Here is a 22,156-nt window from a genome sequence, read left to right as displayed (position 1 = left end):
CGCTTTTTGCACTCATTCCGAAGCGGAACCTTACGGTTCCAGTCGGCGCCCGGCCCCCCAGCCGATGCGTGCCGATGTGCTCCGGAGGAGCGATTGAGTTGGCGATGACAAAGGGGACCATTCAGCTCCTGCTGGAGTGGGACCGGCCCCCAAAGAATCAATCGAAGAATGACATCTGGATTTTCAAGAAATTCTCGATGAGCGAAAATTTCTCAAAGGCAGATCAAAGATTGGGGCTTTGAATGCTTGGGCGAATCAGCCGATGGGCTTGATTTCGTAGCGGTTGGAGATGCCTTCGATATCATGATGGAACCAGAAGGCGTCGGGGATCGTCCTTCGGATGGAATCCAAAACTTCAGGAAGCTCCTCGTGGGTGATGATCGTGCGGACGAGGCGAATGGGTTCGGAGGTGTATCCTCCGACCGCATCCTGGATGGTGTAGGTGCGGTGAGGAGCCACCTCACGGATGGCTTCCCCCAGAGCTTTTGGATCGTTTCCAAAGGCAGTGAGGACCACCAGTTTGAATTTGCGAAAGAAGTTATTCAGCGTCTCAGCGGAGGTGAAGATGTAGATGGCAGTGTACATCAGGGTGTTGATGACCGGTTCGATGTTCCCGCTTTTGAGATACGACAAAGTAAGGCCGTAGAGGGTCGATACCGTGGCTGCCGCGATGGCGACGTTGCCCACAGGTTTGAGATATTTCATCGCGAACCAAGCGGCGAGAATGTCTTCATCGCCGGTCGATCCGCGCAGCCGAAGAGAGAGGGCTTTGGCGAGTCCGGCGAGGATACCGCCGAAAAGAACCAGCAGGATGCGTTCGTTCTGGGGTTCGGGAGAGGCGAACTCGAGGGAGGGCAGCAGGGCTAGCCCCGCGACCACCGCACCAACGGTCAGGAGGGTGCGGATGGCGAAGGTCCGGCTGATCTTTGCGAAGGCAAAGAGAATGAGAACGGCCTGGGACGCGATGTAGATCGCAAGAAACAGGTGTGGTTGGTCGAAAAAGTAGGCGGTGGCGGCGGCGAGACCCTCAAAGCCAGTGAGGATCACTTTCGCGGGGAAGACGAAGTATTTGAGGGCCGCAGCGTAGAGAAGGCCGGCGCCCGTGACGCCGAGGCATTCGAGGAAAGGACGGAGGCGAGTGGTGATGCGGTGAGGAGCCGGAGGCATGGATGCCCCAACAGACCGAGTTTTTGATGCCGGTCAAGCTTGGCGAGAGGCTTCAGAATTCATGGCGGATCCCGAGCACGAGCCCCTCGCCCCCTCCCATCTGGCAATGGGCGCGCCAAATGGAGAGGGGATCCAAGAATCCGCCTTTCATCCCGTCATTGGTTCTCGGGAGCTGGCGTTCGCCGGTCTCCTCTTTTCGTGGATTCTTAGAAAACTCCGATTTCCCAAAGAGAAACGTCCGTCAGGGAGTCATCAAAGACCACGCGCAGCCAGCGGGTGGAGAGATCAAGCGGAAGGGTGAGCGGTGAACCGCTTTCCGCCTTGAGCTGGCCGTCGGGGATCGGCGTCCACGATTCGCCATCTATCGAGCTTTCGACCGAAAAGGCGCAGGGCTTCCAAGGATATTCCGGGCGGAGCTCGATGGAGTGGACAGGTTGAGGTGTTCCAAGGTCGACCTTCAACCAGCCGCCTTGGGCACCCTGGGTGACCGCCCAGCGGGTCGCGTAGTTGTCGTCGATGGCGAAGGCGGCAGAAGTTGATTCGCTCGCTTCACAGCAGGCTGAGATGGCGACGATTCTTTGAGGGCGATCTGGATTTCTGTCTTGGAGAAACGCCGGTCCATCATGGCTGGGGAGAACTCGATCGATGCCGCCATCGGCGGAAAAATGGAGTTCATCGACGCAGATTTGGCGGCCGATAAATGCCGGATCGAAGGGAACGGAATGACGGTGGTAGAGGATGTAAGGACGTCCTTCGCGCTCGATGACTGCATGGTGGCCGGGGGAAATGACGTCGATGGTGTCCTGCGTGGAGAGGATGGGGCTATTTGGGCCTTCGGTGAAGGGGCCGAAAGGTTGGTCGCCGGTCGCGTAGTGGACCTGATAGGTGGTCTGGTCGGTGCGGCCGCTGGAATACATGAGGAAATAGCGACCGTCATGTTTCACCATGAAGGGCGCTTCGAAGTAGTGGGGAGGAGTCACGTCATGGATTTCACCGTCGAAGGTGACCATGTCGTCCTTCAGGCGTACCGCCCAACATTTGCCGTTCACCCAATTCCACCCCGAGCCCCAGTAGAGGTAGGCCTGGCCGTCTTCATCGATGAATGCCTCGGCATCGATCATGTGGTATCCGGGCTTGAAGTTCTCAGGGATCAATGGGCGATCGCCGAGCGCATTTTTCCACGGGCCCGTGGGGTGATCGGCGACGCCAGCCCAGATCTCGTTGCCGACGGAGACGTACATGTGAAACCGGCCGTCGGTCCCTTTCACGACCGATGGTGCCCATACCAGAGCATCCTTGGAAGTTGGGCTGGTGCAGGCCTCCTTGGTCGGCCAATTGAGGGGAACGAAGGTCCAGTTTTTGAAATCTTGAGATTTCCAGCAACCGAGGGACTCACCGCCCCAGGGATCGAGAGTGGCAAAGAGGTACGAAGTCCCCTCCACGGTCACGCAACTGGGATCGGCTTGGTAAGCGGGCAGGATGGGATTGGCCCTACCGGGCTGGCGGGCCGGGACGATCTGGGCGTGCGCCAAGCCGGTGAGGCAGATGACCGAGAGGAGGCTGAGTTTCATGGATTCGAATCAGAGGGTGGACAGGACATCGTTGATGACGCTGAGGGTGTCGTCGAGGTCGGCTTCCGTGTGGGCGAGACTCAGGAAGCCAGTTTCGTAGGGGCTGGGAGCGAGGTAGATGCCTTTGTCGAGGCACCCCCAGAAGAGCTTTTTGAAGAGTTCGAGATCCTGCTGCATGACGTCGTCGACATTGACGATTTCGCGATCGGTGAAGAACAAGCAGAACATGGAGCCGACCCGGTTGAGTCGGTGGGGGATTCCCTTTTCCTGCATCAAAGCGCGCAGGCCGGACTCGAAGTGGGCGCCGAGTTGTTCGAGCCGGGCAAATCCAGCGGGCTTATCGAGTTCACGGAGCTGGGCGAGTCCTGCGGCCATCGCGAGAGGATTTCCGCTCAGGGTGCCGGCCTGGTAGACCGGACCGATCGGAGCCAAGAGGTCCATGATGTCGGCTCGGCCGCCGAAAGCTCCCACAGGAAGCCCACCACCGATGACTTTTCCAAAGCAGCTCAAGTCTGGCTTGATGCCTTCGATTCCTTGGACCCCGGCCTTGCCGAGGCGAAAGCCGGTCATGACTTCGTCAAAAATCAGCAATGCGCCGTAGGTGCGGGTGATCGAACAGAGAAGATCGAGGTATCCCGGCTTCGGGAGAACGAGACCGGCATTGGCGGGATAGGACTCGACGATGATGGCGGCGATGCGGTCACCCCGTTCCGTGAAGAGAGCCTCGAGCGCCTCATCATCATTGTAAGGGAGGACGAGGGTGTTTTTCGCGAAGTCGGCGGGAACACCGGCGGAGTCCGGTTCGCCGTGGGTGAGGGCTCCCGATCCTGCGGCGACCAGGAGGGAATCACTATGGCCGTGGTAGCAACCGTTGAACTTGACGATGAGGTCCCTACCCGTGAAGCCGCGCGCCAGGCGGATCGCTGACATGGTGGCCTCGGTGCCGGAGTTGCACATGCGGACTTTTTCGACCGAGGGAACCCAATCGACGATGGTTCGGGCCATTTCTACCTCAAAGGGATTCGGAATGCCGAAGGAAATCCCGTCCTTGGCGACTTCATGGAGGGTGTTGGTGATGACGGTGGGTGCGTGGCCGAGAATGTTCGGTCCCCAGGAGCCGATGTAGTCGATGTAGTGTTTCCCATCGACGTCTTCAATGCGACTCCCTTTGGCCCGCCTGACGAAAAACGGTTCGCCCCCGACGTTGCGGAAAGCGCGGACGGGTGAATTGACGCCGCCGGGAATCAGATTTTTGGCGGTGGCGAAAAGTTTTTGGGAGAGCGGGCCGACAGACATGCGGCCAGCTTGAACTCTCGGCTGCGAAGGTCCAATCCGAGTTTTTCTTCGGAAGGAGGGGAAATGAACTGACAGGGCGCGGCTTTTGCTCACGTTTCCGGCGCAAATGAAACGTTTCCCATGGAGTTTTTCCGTCGTGATGTGGGGCTTAGCGGCCTTGGGTGCATCGGTGAGTGCCGAGAGTGGAGGGTTGAAGGGCTTCGAGGAAGTGACCGGGAAATGGTATCAGGTCGCTCGCACCGCGGTCCCCAATGAATCGGTTCGCGTCGCCTTTGCGCCTGACGATCAGAGATTGGTGCAGGAGTTGGAAGGCCCGGATGGCAAGCGGCTTGTGATTCGTGCCACAGAGACGGGTGAAGTGCTGGAAACCATCGATCCGGGCTCCGAGTGGTCGGGTTTCCGCTGGACGCGAGAAGGTTTGCTACTCGAAACCCCCCAGGGCGACCGAACTTGGACGGAGGGACGGTGGAGCGATCCGAAAGGGGCTGCGCGTCGTGAGGCCCCTGAAGATCGTGGAGGCCGGCCGAGGATGCGCTGGGACCGCCGAGTGCCCGCAGAGTGGAGGTCGCCAAACGGGGAATATGAGGTGGCGGTGCGTGATGGCGATTTGGTGCTCTCGGAGCGCGGGGAGAAGCCTCGTGTGCTGGTGGAAGACGACAAGTCAGGGGTGTTTCGGGACGCTCCGGTGTGGTCGCCTGATGGCTCTCGATTTGCGATCTGGAAGACGCGCGATGTGAAGGAGCGGGAAGTTCACTACATCGATTCGGCTCCCGATGGAAAACTCCAACCGGAACATTTTACCCAGAGCTACCCGAAACCCGGAGATGAGATCGATACTCGAGCACCGTGGGTCTTTTTCATCGATGGTCGCGAGCCCCTCGCTCCAGAGATGTCGTTGATTCCGAATCCATATGAATGCGATGCCCTGGCTTGGAGAAAGGATTCCCAGCGGCTGACCTACGAGTATGTTGAGCGGGGATTCGGGAAACAGCACGTGATTGAAATCAATAGTGAAACCCGGGTCCAGCGAGCTCTCATCCAGGAAGATAGCGACACTTTCGTTTTCGTATATGGGAATTCCTTCCGCCGCGATCTCGATGATGGTGAAGAAATCCTGTGGATGTCCGAGCGCGATGGCTGGAAGCACTTGTTCTTGCTCAATGGAAAGGACGGCTCGGTCATTCGGAACCTGACCGAAGGCGAATGGATCGTCCGAGAAGTCGTTCAAGTGGACGAGGAGAAGCGTGAAGTCTTGCTGAAGATTTCCGGACGAGAGGCCGATCAGGATCCGTATTTCATTCACTACGCGCGGGTCTCGATCGACACCGGGAAACTGGTGCCCCTGACCTCTGCGAACGGCACGCATGATCGTTTTGAGCGCTCCTCCGGCGGCAGCTACTACACTTGCCGCTGGTCACGAGTCGATCATCCCCCGGTGACGGAGCTTCACCGTTGGTCCGATGGGGCGCTGATTTCCGTGCTGGCTGAGGGCGATGACTCGGCATTACGAGCCACGGGATGGCCTCTGCCTGAGCCTTTTGTGGCAAAGGATCGCGATGGTAAGTTCGACATCTGGGGAATCATTCTCAGGCCCCCGAACTTCGATCCCACGAAGAAGTATCCCGTGGTGGAGAACATCTACGCCGGACCTCAGGATTCGTTTGTTCCGAAGGCATGGAATCCATGGATGGCTCCCATGCACGAGGTGGCGGTGAATGACTTCATTGTGGTGAAAATCGATGGTCGCGGCACAGCCAATCGCAGCCGGGAATTCCACCATTTCTGCTACAAAAATCTCAAGGATGCCGGATTCCCCGACCGCATTGCATGGATGAAAGCCGCGGCGAAAAAGGAGCCCGCAATGGACCTGGATCGCGTCGGGATCTTCGGGGGATCGGCCGGGGGACAGAATGCCCTCGGTGCCTTATTGTTTCACGGGGACTTCTACAAAGCGGCCGTTGCTGATTGCGGATGCCATGACAACCGAATGGATAAGATCTGGTGGAATGAGCAATGGATGGACTGGCCTGTTGGACCCGAGTACGCCGACAATTCCAATGTTACTCATGCCAAGGAACTTCAGGGGGCGCTCTTGCTCACAGTGGGTGAATTGGACACCAATGTGGATCCGTCTTCCACTTATCAGGTCATCGATGCGTTGATTGATGCCGACAAGGACTTCGAGTTTCTACCCTTTACCGGGAAAAACCACGGAGCTGGCGAGGCTCGATATGGGCAGCGGCGTCGCGTCGATTTCTTCGAGCGTCACCTCGGCCAACCGATTCCGGCACCGGGTGCGTCGTGAAGATCGCTTGGTCGATCCTGTGAACGGAAATGCCCCCCGGAGCCTGGCCCCGGGGGGAAATTTGGGATTCAGAGCACAAAGAAGAGGATCGCGAGGATGATGAAGACCACGAGCAGGATCTTGGCGATCCCGGCGAATTCAGCAGCGATACCCCCGAAGCCGAAGATGGCGGCGACGACGGCGAGAATGGCGAAAATGATGGCAAGTGTGACAAGGCTCATGACGTTTGAGGGAGGTTTCTTTGCCGGCTCATCCGGCGGGGATGTTTTCGCAAGTGCGGTGCCATCCTCTGGAAGTCCCAGAAAATAAGGACTTGGTGAAATCGAGTTCGAAATGGAGGCGACAGTTCATGCTGAATGCACGGGTGGTCTCGACGCTGTCCGTGCATTTTGCCGATGTTTGGGATGAATAGAGGGAGCGCTAAGCGAGTCGAATTTGGCGCCTTCTCATCGGCGACTTCACCGCTATGATTCCCACTATGAGAGCCATTCGTTTTGCCTGCCTGTTGCTCGCGTTGCCGGTTCTGCATGCCGAGCCGAAGCGATCCCTGCTCGATGCGGATCCTGACGTGGTCTATCTGGATGCCCATTTTCAGAGGCCGCTAAGACTTTGGATCATCAAAGCGGCTCCGATTTACAGTGATAAACAGGGTCAACGTAAGCTGGGCACGGTGTTGCCGGACCAGGAGGTGGAAATTCAAGCCATCACCGAACGGGCTTATCGAGTGAGTGCGCGGACGGGGGGGAACAAGACGATCGGGTGGGTTGGCAGCGGTGCCTTTGCCTCCAAGGAGGATCCTGATGTGAGCAAAAACCTCACTTTGTTTTATCAGCGACAGTTGGAAGTGGAGCGCCTCATCGCTGAAAAGCGGGCGGCGATCGGGATGACCATGGATGAAGTCTCCCGTGCCTTGGGAGATCCCACCAAAAAGAAGGTGAGGCAAACGGCCGAAGGAAGATCCGGGCAGTGGGAATTCATCGATTACGAAGAGGTCAAGCACTACACCTATGTTCGCGATCCGGCCACGGGGAATGTTTTCCGCCGTCTCTCTCACGTCACCCAGGAGGAGAAGGGCCGGACGACGGTGGAATTCGAAAACGAGTTGGTGACGGCGATCGAGAAAAGTGAATCAGAGGAAGGCTCGGGGCGCGTCAAGATTGTCGTGCCCCCTCTGGTCTTCGGCTGGTGACTCCTCTCCGCTTCTTTGGATTGTCCACTTGAGCGGAGGTCCTGCCTCGGTTCACGATCGGCGTCATGCCGGAGGCGCTACTCAGGGAAACATTCGGCCATGCGGGATTCCGTGAGGGCCAGCGGGAAGTGGTGGAAGGATTGCTCGCTGGGCGCTCGATGCTTGCGGTCTTCCCGACCGGAGGGGGCAAATCGCTCTGCTACCAGCTCCCCGCCTTGATGATCGATGGCCTGACGCTGGTGGTGTCGCCGCTGATTGCCCTGATGAAGGATCAGGTCGATTCCCTGCGTGCCAAGGGAATCGGTGCCGCGCGCCTTGATTCGTCGCTGAGCCAGGAAGACTATGGAAATGTCATGGAGGGTCTGCGCGACGGAACGGTGAAACTTCTCTATGTCGCCCCCGAGCGGCTTGCCAACGAGGGATTCCGGCAACGATTGGCCCGCATGAAAATCGGCATGGTTGCCATCGACGAAGCCCATTGCATTTCCGAATGGGGTCACAATTTCCGCCCGGATTATCTCAAGTTGGCGAAGCTCTGTCGGGATCTTGAAGTGTCGCGCGTACTGGGTCTTACTGCGACGGCGACTCCGGCAGTCGCGGAGGATATCCGGCGGGAGTTCGGAGTGGAAAAAGGAGATCACATCCAGCTGTCCTTTCATCGCCCGAATCTTGACCTGAGGGTCTCACCTGTGGCCGCCTGCGATCGCAAGACCTTGTTGAAGGAGCGCATCGATGGGGTGGAAGGAGCGGTCGTCGTCTACGTGACCCTGCAGCACACGGCGGAAGAGGTCGCGACATTTCTCAAGCGTCATGGTCATGCGGCCCAGGCGTATCATGCGGGGATGCCTCCAGAGTTTCGGGCGGAAGCGCAGGAAAGGTTCATGCAGGGTGAAATCCGCATCATGGTGGCGACCATCGCCTTCGGCATGGGGATCGACAAGGCGGACATCCGAGCGGTGTTCCACTACAACCTTCCGAAATCGATGGAGAACTACTCGCAAGAGACTGGGCGAGCGGGTCGCGATGGCCGAGAGTCGATCTGCGAAATGCTTGCCTGTGGCGACGACCTGGTGACTCTGGAGAACTTTACCTACGGCGATACACCGACCTCGGAGGCCGTGCGCCATCTGGTGGATCATGTCTTGCGCCTAGGCCACGAATTTGACGTCTCGGTTTATGAGCTTTCCACCGTCAATGACATCCGGCCATTGGTAGTAACGACTCTTCTCACCTATCTGGAGTTGGAGGGGATTGTTATGGCGACCAAGCCTTTCTATGCAACGTATGCGGTCCGCCTCTTGCGCGACTTTGAAGGTCTTCTGGCGGGTTACGATGCTCGTCGTAAGACGTTCTTGCGCAAAATTTTTTCTGCGGCCAAGGATGGGCGAAGCTGGTTGACGTTTGAACTGGATCAGGTGGCGGCCACCACGGCGGAGTCTCGCGAGCGGATCGTCGCGGCGCTGACCTATCTCGAAGAAGCCGGAGACGTGATTTTGAAGAAATCGGGCGTGCGTCAGGGATATCGCCTCCTGAGGGAAGACATGCGGGTCCGTGATGTTGCGGATCGCTTGGAAGCACGGTTTCATCAACGGGAACAGGCGGATCTCGATCGACTCCGGCAAGTGGTCGATCTGGTGGAAGGGGCGGAGTGTTTGACCGCTGGAGTGACGCGGCATTTTGGCGAAGTCCTGCGGAACTGCGGACACTGTGATCGTTGTCGCGGCCGCCTCGCCACACCCCTGCCGCGATCTCCATGGCCGGAGCCCAGCTTCGAGGACTTGGAGTGCATCCAGCAGTTGCGCAATGAACAGCACGCTGCCCTGAAGTCACCGCGGCAGCTTGCCCGATTTCTCTGTGGTATCAGCAGCCCGGCAGCCCAGCGAGCGCGCCTGACTCGTCACGACGCCTTCGGGTTGCTAGAACGCATGCCCTTCGACCAGACCCTCGCACTTTGCGAAACGTGGCTCTGAGGTGCTGCAGGCCCCGACTTCCCGGCCTTGCGATCTTGAAGTGGTCCCTCAAGACGGAGCCAGGGAGCTTGTTATGATGGGGTAGGGTTCGGGTGGCGCAGCCAACCGAACCACCGTGAAACGAAAAAGAAGAACGCATAGCGCCGAGTTCAAGGCGCGGGTGGCCCTTGAGGCACTCAAGGGCATCAAGACCATCAATCAAATCGCGCAGGACGAGGGCATTCATCCAGTGCAGGTTAGCCAGTGGAAGAAGGAGCTCCAGGAGCGCCTGCCGGAAGTCTTCGCCTCGGCCAAGTCCGGTCGCGACGAGAAGGAAAAATCCGAGCGCAACCTGTCGCGCCTCGAGCGTAAGGTTGGCCAGTTGGTCATCGAAAAGGAGTTCCTCGAAAAAAAGTGCGGGGAGCTGGGGATCGATCTCAACGAAAAGCCATGATCGAAAAGAACCATCCTCAGCTCAGCATCCGCAAGCAGTCCGCCATGCTCGGCATCAACCGCAACCGCCTCGAAACGGCGGAACGTATCAGCGAAGAGGACCGTGCGATCATGCGTGCTCTCGATGAGTTGCACGTCCGCTGGCCCGTTTACGGCGCCCGCAAGCTGGTCGTGGAGCTGCGCAAGCGTGGCTGGAAGGTTGGCCGCAAGCGGGTGCGTCGGCTCATGCAGATCATGGGGCTCGCCGCCGTGGTGCCGAAGCCGCGCACGAGTGTGCCGGACAAGAACCACCGCAAGTATCCCTACTTGCTACGGGACCGCGAGGTCACCACGCCGGACGAAGTCGGGTGCGCCGACATCACTTACATCCCGATGGGCCGCGGCTTCGCCTACCTGGTGGCGATCATGGACTGGCACAGCCGAGCAGTCCTTTCGTGGCGGATCTCCAACGCGGCCGACACCCGGTTCTGCCTGGAGGCACTTGGCGAAGCGGTGAAGGTAGCCGGTCGCGCACCGGACATCTTCAACACCGACCAAGGCTGTCAGTTCACCAGCCGTGAATGGGTCGCCGCGGTCGAGGAAACAGGCGCACGCGTTAGCATGGACGGCAAGGGCCGTTGGATGGACAACGTCTTCATCGAGCGGCTGTGGCGCAGCCTCAAATGCGAAGACATCTACCTGAAGGACTATTGCAACCTCGTGGAGCTTGAGGCCGGAGTGTCACGCTGGATGGCCGACTACAACCGTGAGCGAATCCATCAGCACCACGACTACGCCACACCATGGTCGGTCTACCGGCCGCAACCCGGGCTTGCCGAGGCGGCCTGATCCGCTGACAACCCGCTGCGGAAAGTTGCCCACAGGAACCCGCCGCTCCGATGAGCGACGACCCGGCCCATTCTCGCGCCGGAACCCGATGGACCACTTTCCTCCAAGGGCGGAAGCAACCAAAACCGACAACACCAGCCAACCGACCCACCACACCATAACGATAACCCGCCCGGACCTGGCTTCGCTCAGGGGACCACTTCACCCGTTTCTCAACAGGCGATTTTTGGGGGGCTGACTTCATCACCGCACCTCAGAGTTTCGCCCTGAGGTGCGGTGATGGAAGTGGTCGGCGATTCTGAGCCTTGATCAGGCTATGGAATCGAGGTGCTTATGCTATCTGCAGGAGGCCGAGGATTTTTCCGCGAACGTGGTCGTTGCGAACGAGGCCTGCAAATTGGTCGGCGCCGGGGCCGGTCGCTGTAATCGCAGTAGGATCCGAAGTGTGGCTGACGCTGGTCCAGCCAGTCCCGGTGTGGTTGCCGGTGATTTGTCCGAGCAGGCCGGGAGGATTCGAGAGTTGGTGGGACCACTGGATGAAAGCTTTGCCGGCAAGGGTGGCGAGAAGTGCCTCTGCTTCCTGATCGTCAGGTCGGAACCCGAAGCCTTGCTCGATCATTTCCTGGAGGTCGGAACGGTTGCCATTTTTCGCGGTCCAATCGGCGAGGAGTTTTTCGTGGGAGCAGTGAATGTCAGCGATGCGCTTGAAGTGCTCATTGGTTTGGCCGTATTTGGCGCCAGTTCCGTTGAGGGCTGGGTTCGAATTGCCGTGGTCCGAAGTGGCAATGACGAGAACGTCTGGGTGATCGGCGATCATTTCGAGGACTGTGGCCATAGCATCATCGAAGGCCATCTGTTCGCGGACAATCGCGCCGATGTCGTTGGCGTGAGCGGCGTGATCGATTCGAGCGCCTTCGATTTGCAGGAGGAAGGATTGGTCGGAGGGAAGGAATCGTTCAAGGGCTGCACGACTCATTTCCGCAAGTGTTGGGACATTCGCTTGAAGTTGAGCGTCCTGTTCGCGGTCGACCATGTAGGGCAGGTGCCCAGGGAAGAAGGTGCCGAGGAGCTTGCCTGATTTGGCCGCGAGGAGTTGATCGCGAGTACGGAGGATATCGTATCCGGCCGCCTGATAGTCGGCATAGATGTCCTTTTGGTCGGCTCGTTGAGCCGGATCAAAGAATTTCGATCCTCCGCCGAGAACGATTTCTGCTCGGTTGAGATACTGGGGAGCAATGCGATCTTCGGCATCGCGATCCGGAGTCTGGGCGGCGAAGCCCGCAGGGGTGGCGTGGGTGACGGTAGCGGTGGTTACGAGGCCGAGCCGAGCTCCTCCTGCGACGACGGCTTCTCCAATGGACTGAAGTTGGCGTCCGTTGGCGTCGACGTTGATTTGTCCATTAGGGATCCGGTGGCCCGAGCTCCAGGCGGAAGAGGCCGCGGCGGAGTCGGTGACCAGAGAGTTCCCGGAGGCGGTGTCCATGAGACCCTGGAAGGAGGACTTCTCGGACATGAGGTTCCACCAACGGGTCGGGCAATCCCGCACTTGGCGGGAAAAGGCCTCGGTTATGGAGAGAACTCCGTGGCTCATGCCATCGGAGACCATGAAGATGACACCGCGAACCTTGCCGGATTTGGCGCCCACGGGAGGGGCGGCAGGGAGGGAGGTGGGAAGGAGGCTGGCAACGGAACCGAGCAAACCGGTTCCGAGCAGATGTCGGCGGGAGATTTTCATGAGGAGCGAAGCATAGGAATCTGGGAGCCTCCCTGCAACCGGTGACATCGGGCGGACTTGTGACATAAAGAATCTCCCCGAGGGAGAGGGCCGCCCCGCAGACTCCGCCGGAAGTCTCAGAGGTCACTCACGAGGCGAAGGAACAGGGCGGAGGAAGTACGGGGGACTCGTACGGAGATGCGATCGATCCCGGTATCAAAAGCATCGGGCTCGACATCGATGGTGATTTCTCCGATGCCATCCACGGCAGTGGTCCAAGTGCCAAGGCGGGTGGTGATTTCAACGCGTGGCTGACTTGCCGAGGCGATGGCAGCACGGCGGAAAGTGAAAATCGCGGTATCGTCATCGAGGGTGAGTTTTGGCTGAAGCGAGGGATGTGGAGATGAGGAACTGAGGGGATTTCCTCCGAAAACGAATTCAAGCGCGTTGGGAATGCCGTCGCGGTCGGGATCAGCGGAAGGAAGCCGGTCATCGCCCGTCAGGTTCTTGGAGTCGACCCAGAAAGCGAATCCGATATCGCTAGGGGCGGCCGCGGCGGGTGTGCCTGGGTCGGTCTCAGCGGGCAGAAGTCCGGGGTACTCAAGGTGAGGAGCGCCGAGGATTTGGCGATCGAATCCGGGACCTTGCCAAGCGGCGGTGAAGTAGTCGTCGCCAGCCCCTTCTTTGTGGAGACCTTCAATGTAGCAGCGTTGGCCGGCGGCGAGGGTGATGGTGGCGGATTGCTGGCTGGCGAAGTTGCTCCAGTTGTCGCTGCCGGTGGCGGAGTCGGCCCAGGCGATGCGAGCTTTGTTGTCTGGATTGCCATCGGTCGACAGCCAAAGTTCGCCGGCATCATCGGACAGGATCCAGAAGGTGTAGTCACCGGACCGAGGTGCGATGAGATATCCCGAAATCTTTTGGCCGTAGTTGTCGCCCCAATTCGCGGGGGATTCAAAGGTGTCCAATGATTCGACCTGATGAGGGCGATTCGGGAAGCGGGAATGATTGGTGAGGTTGGAGAGGCCATTGCCGGTGATGCCTGTCCAGATTTCACGGCGTAGTGAAACGATGGGAGGGGGATTGCCGGGATAGCGGAGAAATCGACCATCAACGATCTGCTGCGAGAACGAAGGACCCTGCCAAGAGACGGAGAGGTGGTCGCCGAATTGGTGGTCTTTGTGGAGAGCTTCCAGGAAATAGCTGCGCCCTGCGACGAGTGGGACGAGTGGGGATGCTTGGGACGAGAACTTATCCCACTGTCTGAAGTCGGTCCAATCCGGGGTGCTGGCCAACAGAATGCGATGATTGCGGTCGTCGTCGGGGGATAGCCAGAGTTCGCTGCCATCGTCGGCGGCGATCCAGAATTGGAAGTTCCCGGATTCAGGGGCGATGAGATGGGCGGAAATCCGCTCGCCGAATTCGTCATGGAATCCTTGGGGGGATTCGAACGACGTGAGCACTCCTCGGCTTTGGGGTTGGGCGGTGGCGAAGGCATTGGAGTTTGTTAGGTCGGAAACCGTTGCACCGGGGAGGTCTGTCCAAACTTCGCGTCGCAGCGATGGGGTGCCGGGCAGGCTATCGGGGTGTTCGAGCCATGCATTGGAGATGATTTGGCGGGTGAGTCCGGGGCCTTGCCATGCTACGGCGAGGTGGTCATCGACAGCGCCTTCTTTGTGGAGGACTTCGAGGTAGTAGCGTTGTCCGCCCACGAGGCCGATGGGGACGGATTGCTGACCGGCTTGTTCGTCCCAGGAACGGACGCTCGTGGCGGAGGAAACGTGGGCGGCGAGAATGCGGTTCGCGGGGTTGGCGTCGGTTCCCATCCAGAGTTCGCTCTGGTCATCGGATGCGATCCAGAAGGTATAGCGGCCCGTCTCGGGAGCGACGAGGTAGCCGGAGATGCGCCGGCCGAACTGATCGCCGGTGTTGGAAGGGCTTTCGAAGCCCGCTTGTTCGGGAAGAATTCCGACCGAAGTGGGCGTGGAGGGAATGAGATTGGTCAGGTTGGAGACGGACGTGCCGGAAACTCCGGTCCAAGTTTCAACCAGAAGGCGGCTGCGGTCTTGTGGAGCCTCAGGCAGTTCGAGGAAACGATTGGCAATGATTTCCCGACTCCAGTCAGGGCCTTGCCAGGCGAGGCTGAGATGATCTCCGCCGATTCCGTCGCGATGGCGTGCCTCAAGGAAATATCGCTGACCCGCGACGAGGTGCACTGCCCGGGATCGTTGGGAGGCTTGAGCATTCCAGGTATCAGGATCGACGTAACCCGAGACGGAGGCCATTTCGGCGAGATCGGCAGGATCTTCGGAGGTGGACAGCGAGAGCGTGCTGTCGTCGTCCGACGAAAGCCACAGGCGATAGGTGCCGGTGGTGGGCGGGATGAGGTATCCGGTGAGTCGTTGGAGATATTGGTCTCCCGTGTTCCGAGGAGCCTCGCCGTCGAGAATCGTACCGGAAAAATCCGGACGGGATGTGGGGAAAGAACTCCAGTCGGCCCCGTACCAAAGGTCACGCCGGAGCCCAGGTCGGAAAGATTCCGGGTATTCGAGATGGTCTCCTGAAATCACCCGTTGGCTCAAGTTGGGTCCTTGCCAGGCGACAGCGAGGTGATCGCCTCCGGTGCCTTCCTTTTGGAGTGCCTCGATGTAGTAGCGTTGACCGGCGACCAGGGCGATGGCTGCCGATTGTTGATTTCCTTGTGCGGTCCAATCCCGGGCATTTACGGAGCCATTGACCTGGCAAAGTTTGCGTCGATTGGCTGGATTCATGTCGGTGGAGAGCCACAGCTCGCCGCCATCATCCGAAGCGATCCAGAAGGTGTAGTTGCCGGTGGTGGGAGGCGTTACAAAGCCACTGAGGCGTTGGCCGTAGCGTTCACCCCATCCATTGGGCGCCTCAAAGCTGGCGGTGTAACCCGTTTCATTTGGGCGTCCGGGATAGGTGATGGAAGTGGTGAGACCGGTGAGGGCCTGACTGCTGTTGAGACCTGTCCAGACCTCCCGCTTCAGGGCGGGCCTGCGGATGTCGAGGGTGACCGTGGCGGTGTCGGAAAGGGAGGTGGGTGAATTGTCGGTGGCGGTGACGCTGAGGATCCGAGTGCCGGGAGACAGAGAGTTGGATACCAAACGGATTTCTCCAGTGAGTTCATCGATGGCGAAGGCGCCATCTTCATTGCCGCCGGTGATGGAGTAGCGGATGGTGGTGCCGGGGTCGGCCCAATCTTCTGCGGTGAGGGTGGCAATGGTGACCCCAACATCACGGGTGTAGGCTGTGGCGGCGAGATCGTTTAGGACGGGAGCACCATGGTTGTAGAAAGATTGGGTGACGTGGGGAGCGCCGAGGATGGTGCGAGAAAATTGGGGGCCCTGCCAGGCGACGGACAAATGATCTCCCCCTCCGCCTTCTTTTTGGAGGACCTCGATGAAATAGAAACGGCCTGCTTCAAGGGGGATGGGATCGGATTGTTGGGTGCTGTAGAGACCCCATTGACGGTAGGCCGTAGCGCCGGTGTGGTAGGCGATGCGTTGCCTATTGGCCGGGTCGGTATCAGTGGAAAGCCAGATCTCGCCATGGTCATCGGAGGCGATCCAGAAGGTGAAATCCCCGGTGTCGGGCGCGCGAAGATAGCCGGTGAGACGTTGTCCGTAGGCGTCGTCGATATTGATGCCAGTTTCGAAGTGAGTTTCGTAGGTGGTGAGAGTGGGCTGATCGGGATAGCGGGCATCGGCGGTGAGATTGCTGACTGCATTGCCAGAGATGCCGGTCCACAAATCGCGTTTGACGGCGAGGGGGACGATCTCAAGCGCGATGTCGGCGGTGGTCGAGAGACCTCCGGAGTCGCGGGCGGAGATTCGCAGTGAGTAGCTGGGGCGATTGGCAAAGGAGAGGTTGCCTGCCACGCGGAGTTCTCCGCTGTAGGGGTCGATGGCAAAGGCGTTGGCGAGGTTGCCACTGACGATGGCAAAATTGGAGAGAATGGACCCGGGCTCATGATCGCCGGCGGTGACGACGGCGATGGCGGATCCGGGAGATTGATCTTCGCGAACCCGATAGGTTCGGCTGGCGATCCAGGGAGCTTGGTTTTCAGGAATCCCCGGGTATTCCAGCTCCTGGGTGGGGATGAGTTGGCGAGCTCGGCTGGGAGTCTGCCAGACGGCGCTGGAGTGATCGCCACCGCGGTTCTCGCGAGTGAGAAATTCGATGTAGTAGCGTTGTCCGGCTACCAGAGTGATGGGTGCCGATTCTTGGGTGCCCTGCTGAGTCCAGTTATCCTGACCGGTGGCGGAGGTATTCCAGGCGATGCGTTGCTTGTGATTCGGGTCGGCATCGGTGGACAGCCATAGTTCGCTGGCATCGTCTGCGGTGGTCCAGAATGTGTGGTTTCCTGATTCTTCGGGGATCAGGAATCCGCTCAGTTTCTGACCATAATTCTCGCCGGGGTAGACGGCCTGAAAGGTGGGTGCGCGGCCGGTTTGTGTGGGGCGGTTGGGGTAGTTGCTATGGCTGGTGAGGCCACTGATTCCGCTTCCTCCGAGGCCGGTCCAAAGTTCATATTTCAGGCCATGGATGCGATCGACTCGTATGTTCACCGGGACGATGATCGAGGATCCATTTCGGGAATACTGGACCTGGAGTAGAAACAAGGTGCCTGGAGTAAGCGGGCCAGCCACACTGAGTTGGCCGGTGTTCGAGGCGATGGAAAAGGATCCGTCGGTATTGCCGCTGCGGATACGATAGGAGGTTCCGGCGCCGGGATCGACGGCGCCAAGGGTGGTGCCGCTGAGTGCGGTGGGATCGACATGAAATTGCCAGCCTGGATTGGGCACGGTGCCGGTGATGCGGTACTGTCCGATCGAGCCATAGTCATCGTAGCGATTGGCGGCCCATCCGCCGTCACCCACTCCATCAATGGTGAGAGTGTAGGTCCCGGCACCGAGCGTGGCAGAGAGGGAGGCGCTGAGTTGATCGCCGGGGCTTGATAGGGCGATCTGATTGCCGGAGGGATGGTAGAGTCGGGCCTCGATATTGAGGTTCGGGGACGACTCGGCACCGGTGAATTGAAGATTGAGTGTCCCCCCACCGGTGGTGAAGGAGTAGCGGTCGAGGTCGTGGCGGTTGATGATCAGGCCCGATTGTTCGACGCTGCCCCCACTTGTGAGAGTCAGGGGAACGGCTTCGTCGATGAGATCGGGGGCTTCGTCCGCTCGTTCGGGGGTGGAGGCCCCAATGAAGGCGATGTCATCCTGTTGCTGATTGGCGCCGGCATACTCGCCTTGGCTCCATTGGGTGACTTCCTTGCCGTAGGGGGCACCCATGATCGGTCCCCAATTCGCATGTCCGCCGTAGTAGCCTTGGTCGTTCAACCCATCGTGGTGGAGGCCGAAGGTGTGCCCAACTTCGTGGGAAATGACGAGAGCGGCGCCGCTGTTGGGATCAAAGTTCCAGCAGACGGGCGATCCTGATTCGCGGAAGGTGTTGTTAAAGGCCACTCCGCCGGCGCTGGCGAAGTTGTTGGACGTGGAGATGCAGTGGATGCGCAAGCCTTCGGGTGCCTGAAGGTAGGTCTGAAGATCGGTGGTGACATTGACCTCAAAGGGGGCGAAGTTTTCCGAGACTTGGCGCCAGATTTCTTCGATGCGATCGGCGGTGAGAAGGAAAGCTGGCGCGACGATGCGGGCTCCCCCCTCCCATGAGTGGCCTTCGATGACTTCTCCATCGAAGTCGAGGTAGATGGTGGCTTTGGCTCGGGGTAGGCTGTGGAGAAGGGGGACTGGCTCGGCGAGCACGCCGACGGAGCGGCCTTGGTTGGAAATGGGGATGGCTTGAAGGTCCGGGGTTTCCGTGGGGGTGAAGGGTTCCCAATGAGGATCGGGTTCGCAGATGACCTCTCCAAGGGGCCGTCGAGCCACGGTAAGGGTCTCATTTTCGTCGGTGCCATAAACGTAGGCGATGCCCTGTTCTCGTTGGAGAATGAAGCCACGATATCCCCAGGGTTCGCGGGCGACTTGAAAAATGGAGCCGTCCTTGACGAGGCGGCCTCCGGCGATGATCGCTCCATTTTCGATGGTGCGAACGTAGTTCAGTCGAGCTTCGAGCGTGGATCCATCGGGAAGGGGGAGAGAAATGACCTGATCTTTGTTCGCATGGGCGATCTGCGAAAAGGCTTCCCGGGCGTCGATGGAGGGAACCACGGGCTCCGTGAACGGGATTTCACCCGATTCCGAGGGGGCAAGGGTTTCTGGTGAGAAGTTCACCGATGGGGAGGCGAAGGGAGCCCTATGGTGGATCGACAGGCCGACGAGAGCCAGCCCGGCACCGGCGGCGACGAGAAAAGGAAGGGATTTTGGGCGCATCTTGGGTATTCTGCGAAGAGCCCAACGGCGATGAAGGGCTCAGCCTATCATCGGATTTTCCAAGGGTGGTGTGCTAGGCTGGAGGAGGAGGCGATTGCCAGGGGTGCAACTCGTTCCCATTGAGGTGTGGGTGGTGAGGGAACGAGGTTGCGACGGAGATGAGGCGATGGATGAATGGAGGGGAGAAGTTGAGTTGGCTGAATCGTTAAGATTTGCCTTTTATTAGAGTTCGGATTCGATCCCGCCATCACCCATGAAATTCCTGTTTTGCGCTTGGGCGCTGGCATCTTTGGTCCCATTGGTCGAGGCTTCCACTTCGATCACTTTGAATGGCTTGGTCGGATCCTCAGACTCTCCCAGTTACCATGCGGGCGATCCTCTGAGCATGACCTTTGTTCTCGCGAACTATGAATTGACAGGCGATCCGGTCGATTTTGGTGACGAGCCTCAGGAGTATGACTGGGCTCAGGAAGAGGTGGGAGATGCGCCCATCTTCGGCGACCTCTCGTTTACCGGGTCTTCAGGACTTTTCGTGAACCCCGGAGGGAATGCAGCGGAGATGTATCTCTATCTTGGAACCTTGGGGGTTCCGAACAGCACTTACCTGATGTTCATTGCAGGAGTGGATGAAGGCCCGGCCCTGCAAATGGGGTTGATGGTTGGCAGTGCCCCTGTGAAGTATGTATTCTTGGGGCTGAATACGCCTCAGTTGTTACCTGGATTGGGAGTTCCGGGTACCAATCCCGAGGCCTATTTTTCGACGATCTATGGGACCTATGCGGTGAATGACCAGGATGGGAGCTATCTGCAGCTGGAAAGTGGAGAGATCGTGACCTTTCAACCGACGAGCATGACGATTGGGGCGGTGCCGGAGATTTCGGTGACGGCATTGGCCATGACTTCGCTCGGAGTAGGAGCGATGCGTCGGCGTCGGTTGGATTGAGAGAAAATCAATGGCAGCAACTTGGCAGTTCTTCGACTTCGCCGGGTGGGGCGGGGTCGGAGTTGCGGAATGGCAACGTGTCGTGGAGGCGCCAGGCGAGGAGGAGGGCGGTGGCGAAGGCGAGGCCGCGTTGCAGGCGGGCCAGTCGTAGGGGGGTGAGCCGCAGGCGGAGGCGGTGGAATTGATGCTGGGCGAGCCAAAGGAGCGGCACGGTCCCGAGGCCGAAGGCGAGGGCTGCTTCCGCGCCGCGGGCCGCCGAGCCGGAAGCCATGAGGGCAATAAAAACCGCGTAGAGCGGGCCGCAGGGGAGGAAGGGTGTCAGCAGTCCCATGGCAGCAGAACCTCCGAGTGCGGAAAAGCGCCCGGCCTTGAGACGGGCTCGTGCGGTGAGCCGATTGAGGATTTTTGGGCGCGGAATTTTTTTATCGAGGCCGGTGGCGAGAAGGAGGAGGGCGGCGACCAAGGCCCAAGGGAGGAGGACGGCGGGGGAGTCGAAAAACCAATGGAGGGGCTCTTTCCCGATGGCTCCGCAGATGGCTCCGATGATGCCGTAGGCGAGCAGCCGGGTCCCGTGGTAAAGGGTCGCTGCGGTGAGGCGCTCGGATTCGGATTTGGCAAGGGTGCCCACCCCACAGGCAATCGGCCCGCACATGCCCGCGCAGTGAAGCGAAGTGGCGAGGCCGACGGCCAGGGCGCCGAGTGTGGTGGTGGGGTCCATGAGTGGGGCGCAGAGGGGTCAGTGGCCGCCGGTGCTTTCAGCGGGCAATTCGAGGGATTCCGGTGCGTGTTTCACGGCGAGGGTGATGAGCGCCGACCAAGCTCCGATGAGGAGGAGGAAAGCGAGCACGACGAGGAGCCAGGGATGCTTGCGAGGCATGGCGGGGATTACTTCAGGGATTCCGGACTGGGGCCGAGAAAGGTGACGGCTTGATCGATGGTGACATCGCCTGGCTGCGCCGTCACTCGGAGGGTGAGGGTCGCCCTCCCTTGGTAAGAGTCGATGGGCGAAATGGCGACGAACTGGCGTGTAATCTCTCCCTGCGCGGGCACTTTGACCTGTTGATCTCCGCCGCTCAGAACGAGCCCGGTGGGGGGATCGACGAGGGTCACGGCGAAGGTGGCTTCCTGATTGCGTTTGTTGAGGAAGCGCAGCTCGTAGAAGTTGCGCACGCTGATGGCATCGGCCTGGAACGGCTGGCCCGCCATGGCGACTTTTTTGAAGGCGGCGGTATAGGGCCGGGCTTTTTGCGAGGCGGTGAAACCAAAGGCCGTCAGACCCAGAAGACCGAGAAAGGTGTAGGCGATGATACGGGGCCGAAGGATACGGCGTTTTTGCTGGGTGAGGCCGTTGAGAGAGTCGTAACGGACAAGCCCTGTGGGTCGTCCCACCTTCCGCATGATGTCGTCGCAGGCATCGATGCAGGCAGCGCAGCCGATGCATTCGAGTTGGAGGCCATTGCGGATGTCGATGCCGGTGGGGCAGACGTTGACGCAACGGCGACAGTCGATGCAGTCGCCCTCCACTTTCCCTTTCGCTCCCCGGGGTTCACCGCGACCTTCGTCGTATCCGATGATCACGGTGTCATCGTCGGTCAGAGCGCTCTGGATCCGGCCGTAAGGGCACATGATGATGCAGAACTGTTCGCGGAAATAACCGAAGCAGAACCACAGGACGAGAGTCAGGAAGGCGACGATGCCGAAGGAGGTGGCGTGGGCCATGGGGCCTTGCCCCATATAAGCGTAGAGGCGCTCCAGGGAGACGAAGTAGGAGAGAAAGACGTGAGCGATGAGTGTCGAGCAAAGGGCGTAGAGGAGGTGTTTGGTGACACGCTTGGCGACTTTTGAGGATGTCCACGGGGCGGCATCGAGTTTGCGGCGAGCTTGGGCGTCGCCTTCGATCCAGCGTTCGATGCGGCGGAAGATGTGGTCGAGGAAGACGGTGTAGGGGCAGGCCCAGCCGCACCAAAGTCGTCCGAGGAGGGAGGTGATGAAGAACAGGGAGAAACCAAGGCCAGTGATGCCGAAAAACATCACCCATAGGTCCTGAGGGACAAGCGTCAGTCCGAAAACGTGAAAGCGGCGGTTTTCGACATCAAAAAAGAGGGCGGGCTCGCCATTGATGGGGATCCATGGAAGGGCGACGTAGAGGACGATGAGGAGAATGCCAAAGATCCGTCGAAAAACGGTCCATTTGCCGTGGACGTCGGCAGGATGGAGAAAGTAGCGAGATCCGTCATCATTGATGGTGGTGACGGAGTCGAGGTTAGGGCGTTTCGGCGCGGGGGTGGCCATGGCAGTGCAGGGAGACTACCGTTTGCCCGCAAAAGGGGCTCCGCATGCGATGCCGGGAGCGGTGCGTATTTTGCGGCAAAATATGCGGAGCTTGCG

The 22,156-nt window shown here is 59.4% G+C and carries 14 protein-coding genes; 5 read left to right on the top strand and 9 right to left on the bottom strand.

The genetic code is table 11. From position 1 onward, the window contains the following. Positions 1-255 precede the first annotated feature (255 nt). The 3 genes from HNR46_RS02590 to hemL all read right to left on the bottom strand — a co-directional run bounded on the left by HNR46_RS02590 (position 256) and on the right by hemL (position 4,034). Positions 256-1,167, bottom strand: coding sequence for a YitT family protein (locus HNR46_RS02590; protein WP_184015518.1), 912 nt, complete (start codon positions 1,165-1,167; stop codon positions 256-258). A 206-nt stretch (positions 1,168-1,373) separates the two neighbouring features. Further along, on the bottom strand, positions 1,374-2,738 hold the full coding sequence (locus HNR46_RS02585; protein WP_184015517.1) for a family 43 glycosylhydrolase: 1,365 nt from the start codon (positions 2,736-2,738) through the stop codon (positions 1,374-1,376). A gap of 9 nt (positions 2,739-2,747) precedes the next feature. Beyond that, positions 2,748-4,034: a glutamate-1-semialdehyde 2,1-aminomutase gene (gene hemL / locus HNR46_RS02580; RefSeq protein WP_184015516.1), complete on the bottom strand. Its 1,287-nt coding sequence runs from the start codon at positions 4,032-4,034 to the stop codon at positions 2,748-2,750. A gap of 106 nt (positions 4,035-4,140) precedes the next feature. Between hemL and HNR46_RS02575 the strand changes: the two genes are divergently transcribed. Next, on the top strand, positions 4,141-6,339 hold the full coding sequence (locus HNR46_RS02575; RefSeq protein ID WP_184015515.1) for a S9 family peptidase: 2,199 nt from the start codon (positions 4,141-4,143) through the stop codon (positions 6,337-6,339). A 68-nt stretch (positions 6,340-6,407) separates the two neighbouring features. On the opposite strand, the gene HNR46_RS02570 is transcribed toward HNR46_RS02575, so the two are convergent. Beyond that, the gene (locus HNR46_RS02570; RefSeq protein ID WP_184015514.1) at positions 6,408-6,560 is read right to left on the bottom strand and encodes a DUF1328 domain-containing protein; all 153 of its coding nucleotides are present in this window, start codon (positions 6,558-6,560) and stop codon (positions 6,408-6,410) included. Between the two features lie 257 nt (positions 6,561-6,817). Between HNR46_RS02570 and HNR46_RS02565 the strand changes: the two genes are divergently transcribed. The 3 genes from HNR46_RS02565 to HNR46_RS02550 all read left to right on the top strand — a co-directional run bounded on the left by HNR46_RS02565 (position 6,818) and on the right by HNR46_RS02550 (position 10,758). Continuing rightward, the gene (locus tag HNR46_RS02565) at positions 6,818-7,528 is read left to right on the top strand and encodes a hypothetical protein (protein ID WP_184015512.1); all 711 of its coding nucleotides are present in this window, start codon (positions 6,818-6,820) and stop codon (positions 7,526-7,528) included. A 65-nt stretch (positions 7,529-7,593) separates the two neighbouring features. Further along, complete coding sequence (locus HNR46_RS02560) at positions 7,594-9,498, top strand: RecQ family ATP-dependent DNA helicase (RefSeq protein WP_184015510.1); 1,905 nt, start codon at positions 7,594-7,596, stop codon at positions 9,496-9,498. A gap of 115 nt (positions 9,499-9,613) precedes the next feature. Further along, a protein-coding gene (locus HNR46_RS02550) for an IS3 family transposase (RefSeq protein ID WP_425491672.1) occupies positions 9,614-10,758 on the top strand; the annotation gives its coding sequence in 2 pieces (ribosomal slippage) (positions 9,614-9,884 and positions 9,884-10,758; 1,146 coding nt in all). Between the two features lie 331 nt (positions 10,759-11,089). Here HNR46_RS02550 and HNR46_RS02545 read toward each other — a convergent pair. Together HNR46_RS02545 and HNR46_RS02540 are read right to left on the bottom strand one after the other, a co-directional pair. After that, positions 11,090-12,493: an alkaline phosphatase gene (locus HNR46_RS02545; protein WP_184015504.1), complete on the bottom strand. Its 1,404-nt coding sequence runs from the start codon at positions 12,491-12,493 to the stop codon at positions 11,090-11,092. Between the two features lie 116 nt (positions 12,494-12,609). Further along, positions 12,610-18,825 (bottom strand): PA14 domain-containing protein, encoded by a 6,216-nt coding sequence (locus HNR46_RS02540; protein ID WP_184015502.1) that lies wholly within the window; start codon positions 18,823-18,825, stop codon positions 12,610-12,612. Positions 18,826-19,078: 253 nt separating this feature from the next. Here HNR46_RS02540 and HNR46_RS02535 point away from each other — a divergent pair, with 253 nt between their 5' ends. Continuing rightward, the gene (locus HNR46_RS02535; RefSeq protein ID WP_184015500.1) at positions 19,079-19,768 is read left to right on the top strand and encodes a hypothetical protein; all 690 of its coding nucleotides are present in this window, start codon (positions 19,079-19,081) and stop codon (positions 19,766-19,768) included. A gap of 7 nt (positions 19,769-19,775) precedes the next feature. On the opposite strand, the gene HNR46_RS02530 is transcribed toward HNR46_RS02535, so the two are convergent. The 3 genes from HNR46_RS02530 to ccoG are packed head-to-tail and all read right to left on the bottom strand — an operon-like array spanning position 19,776 to position 22,060. Further along, positions 19,776-20,486 (bottom strand): sulfite exporter TauE/SafE family protein, encoded by a 711-nt coding sequence (locus HNR46_RS02530; RefSeq protein WP_184015498.1) that lies wholly within the window; start codon positions 20,484-20,486, stop codon positions 19,776-19,778. 18 nt (positions 20,487-20,504) lie between these two features. Beyond that, the gene (locus HNR46_RS02525) at positions 20,505-20,645 is read right to left on the bottom strand and encodes a hypothetical protein (protein ID WP_184015496.1); all 141 of its coding nucleotides are present in this window, start codon (positions 20,643-20,645) and stop codon (positions 20,505-20,507) included. Positions 20,646-20,653: 8 nt separating this feature from the next. Then, the gene (gene ccoG / locus HNR46_RS02520) at positions 20,654-22,060 is read right to left on the bottom strand and encodes a cytochrome c oxidase accessory protein CcoG (RefSeq protein ID WP_184015494.1); all 1,407 of its coding nucleotides are present in this window, start codon (positions 22,058-22,060) and stop codon (positions 20,654-20,656) included. Positions 22,061-22,156 lie beyond the last annotated feature (96 nt).

The organism is Haloferula luteola, assembly GCF_014201715.1.
GTDB lineage: Bacteria > Verrucomicrobiota > Verrucomicrobiia > Verrucomicrobiales > Akkermansiaceae > Haloferula > Haloferula luteola.
This window is presented reverse-complemented; position numbering and strand designations above follow the sequence as displayed.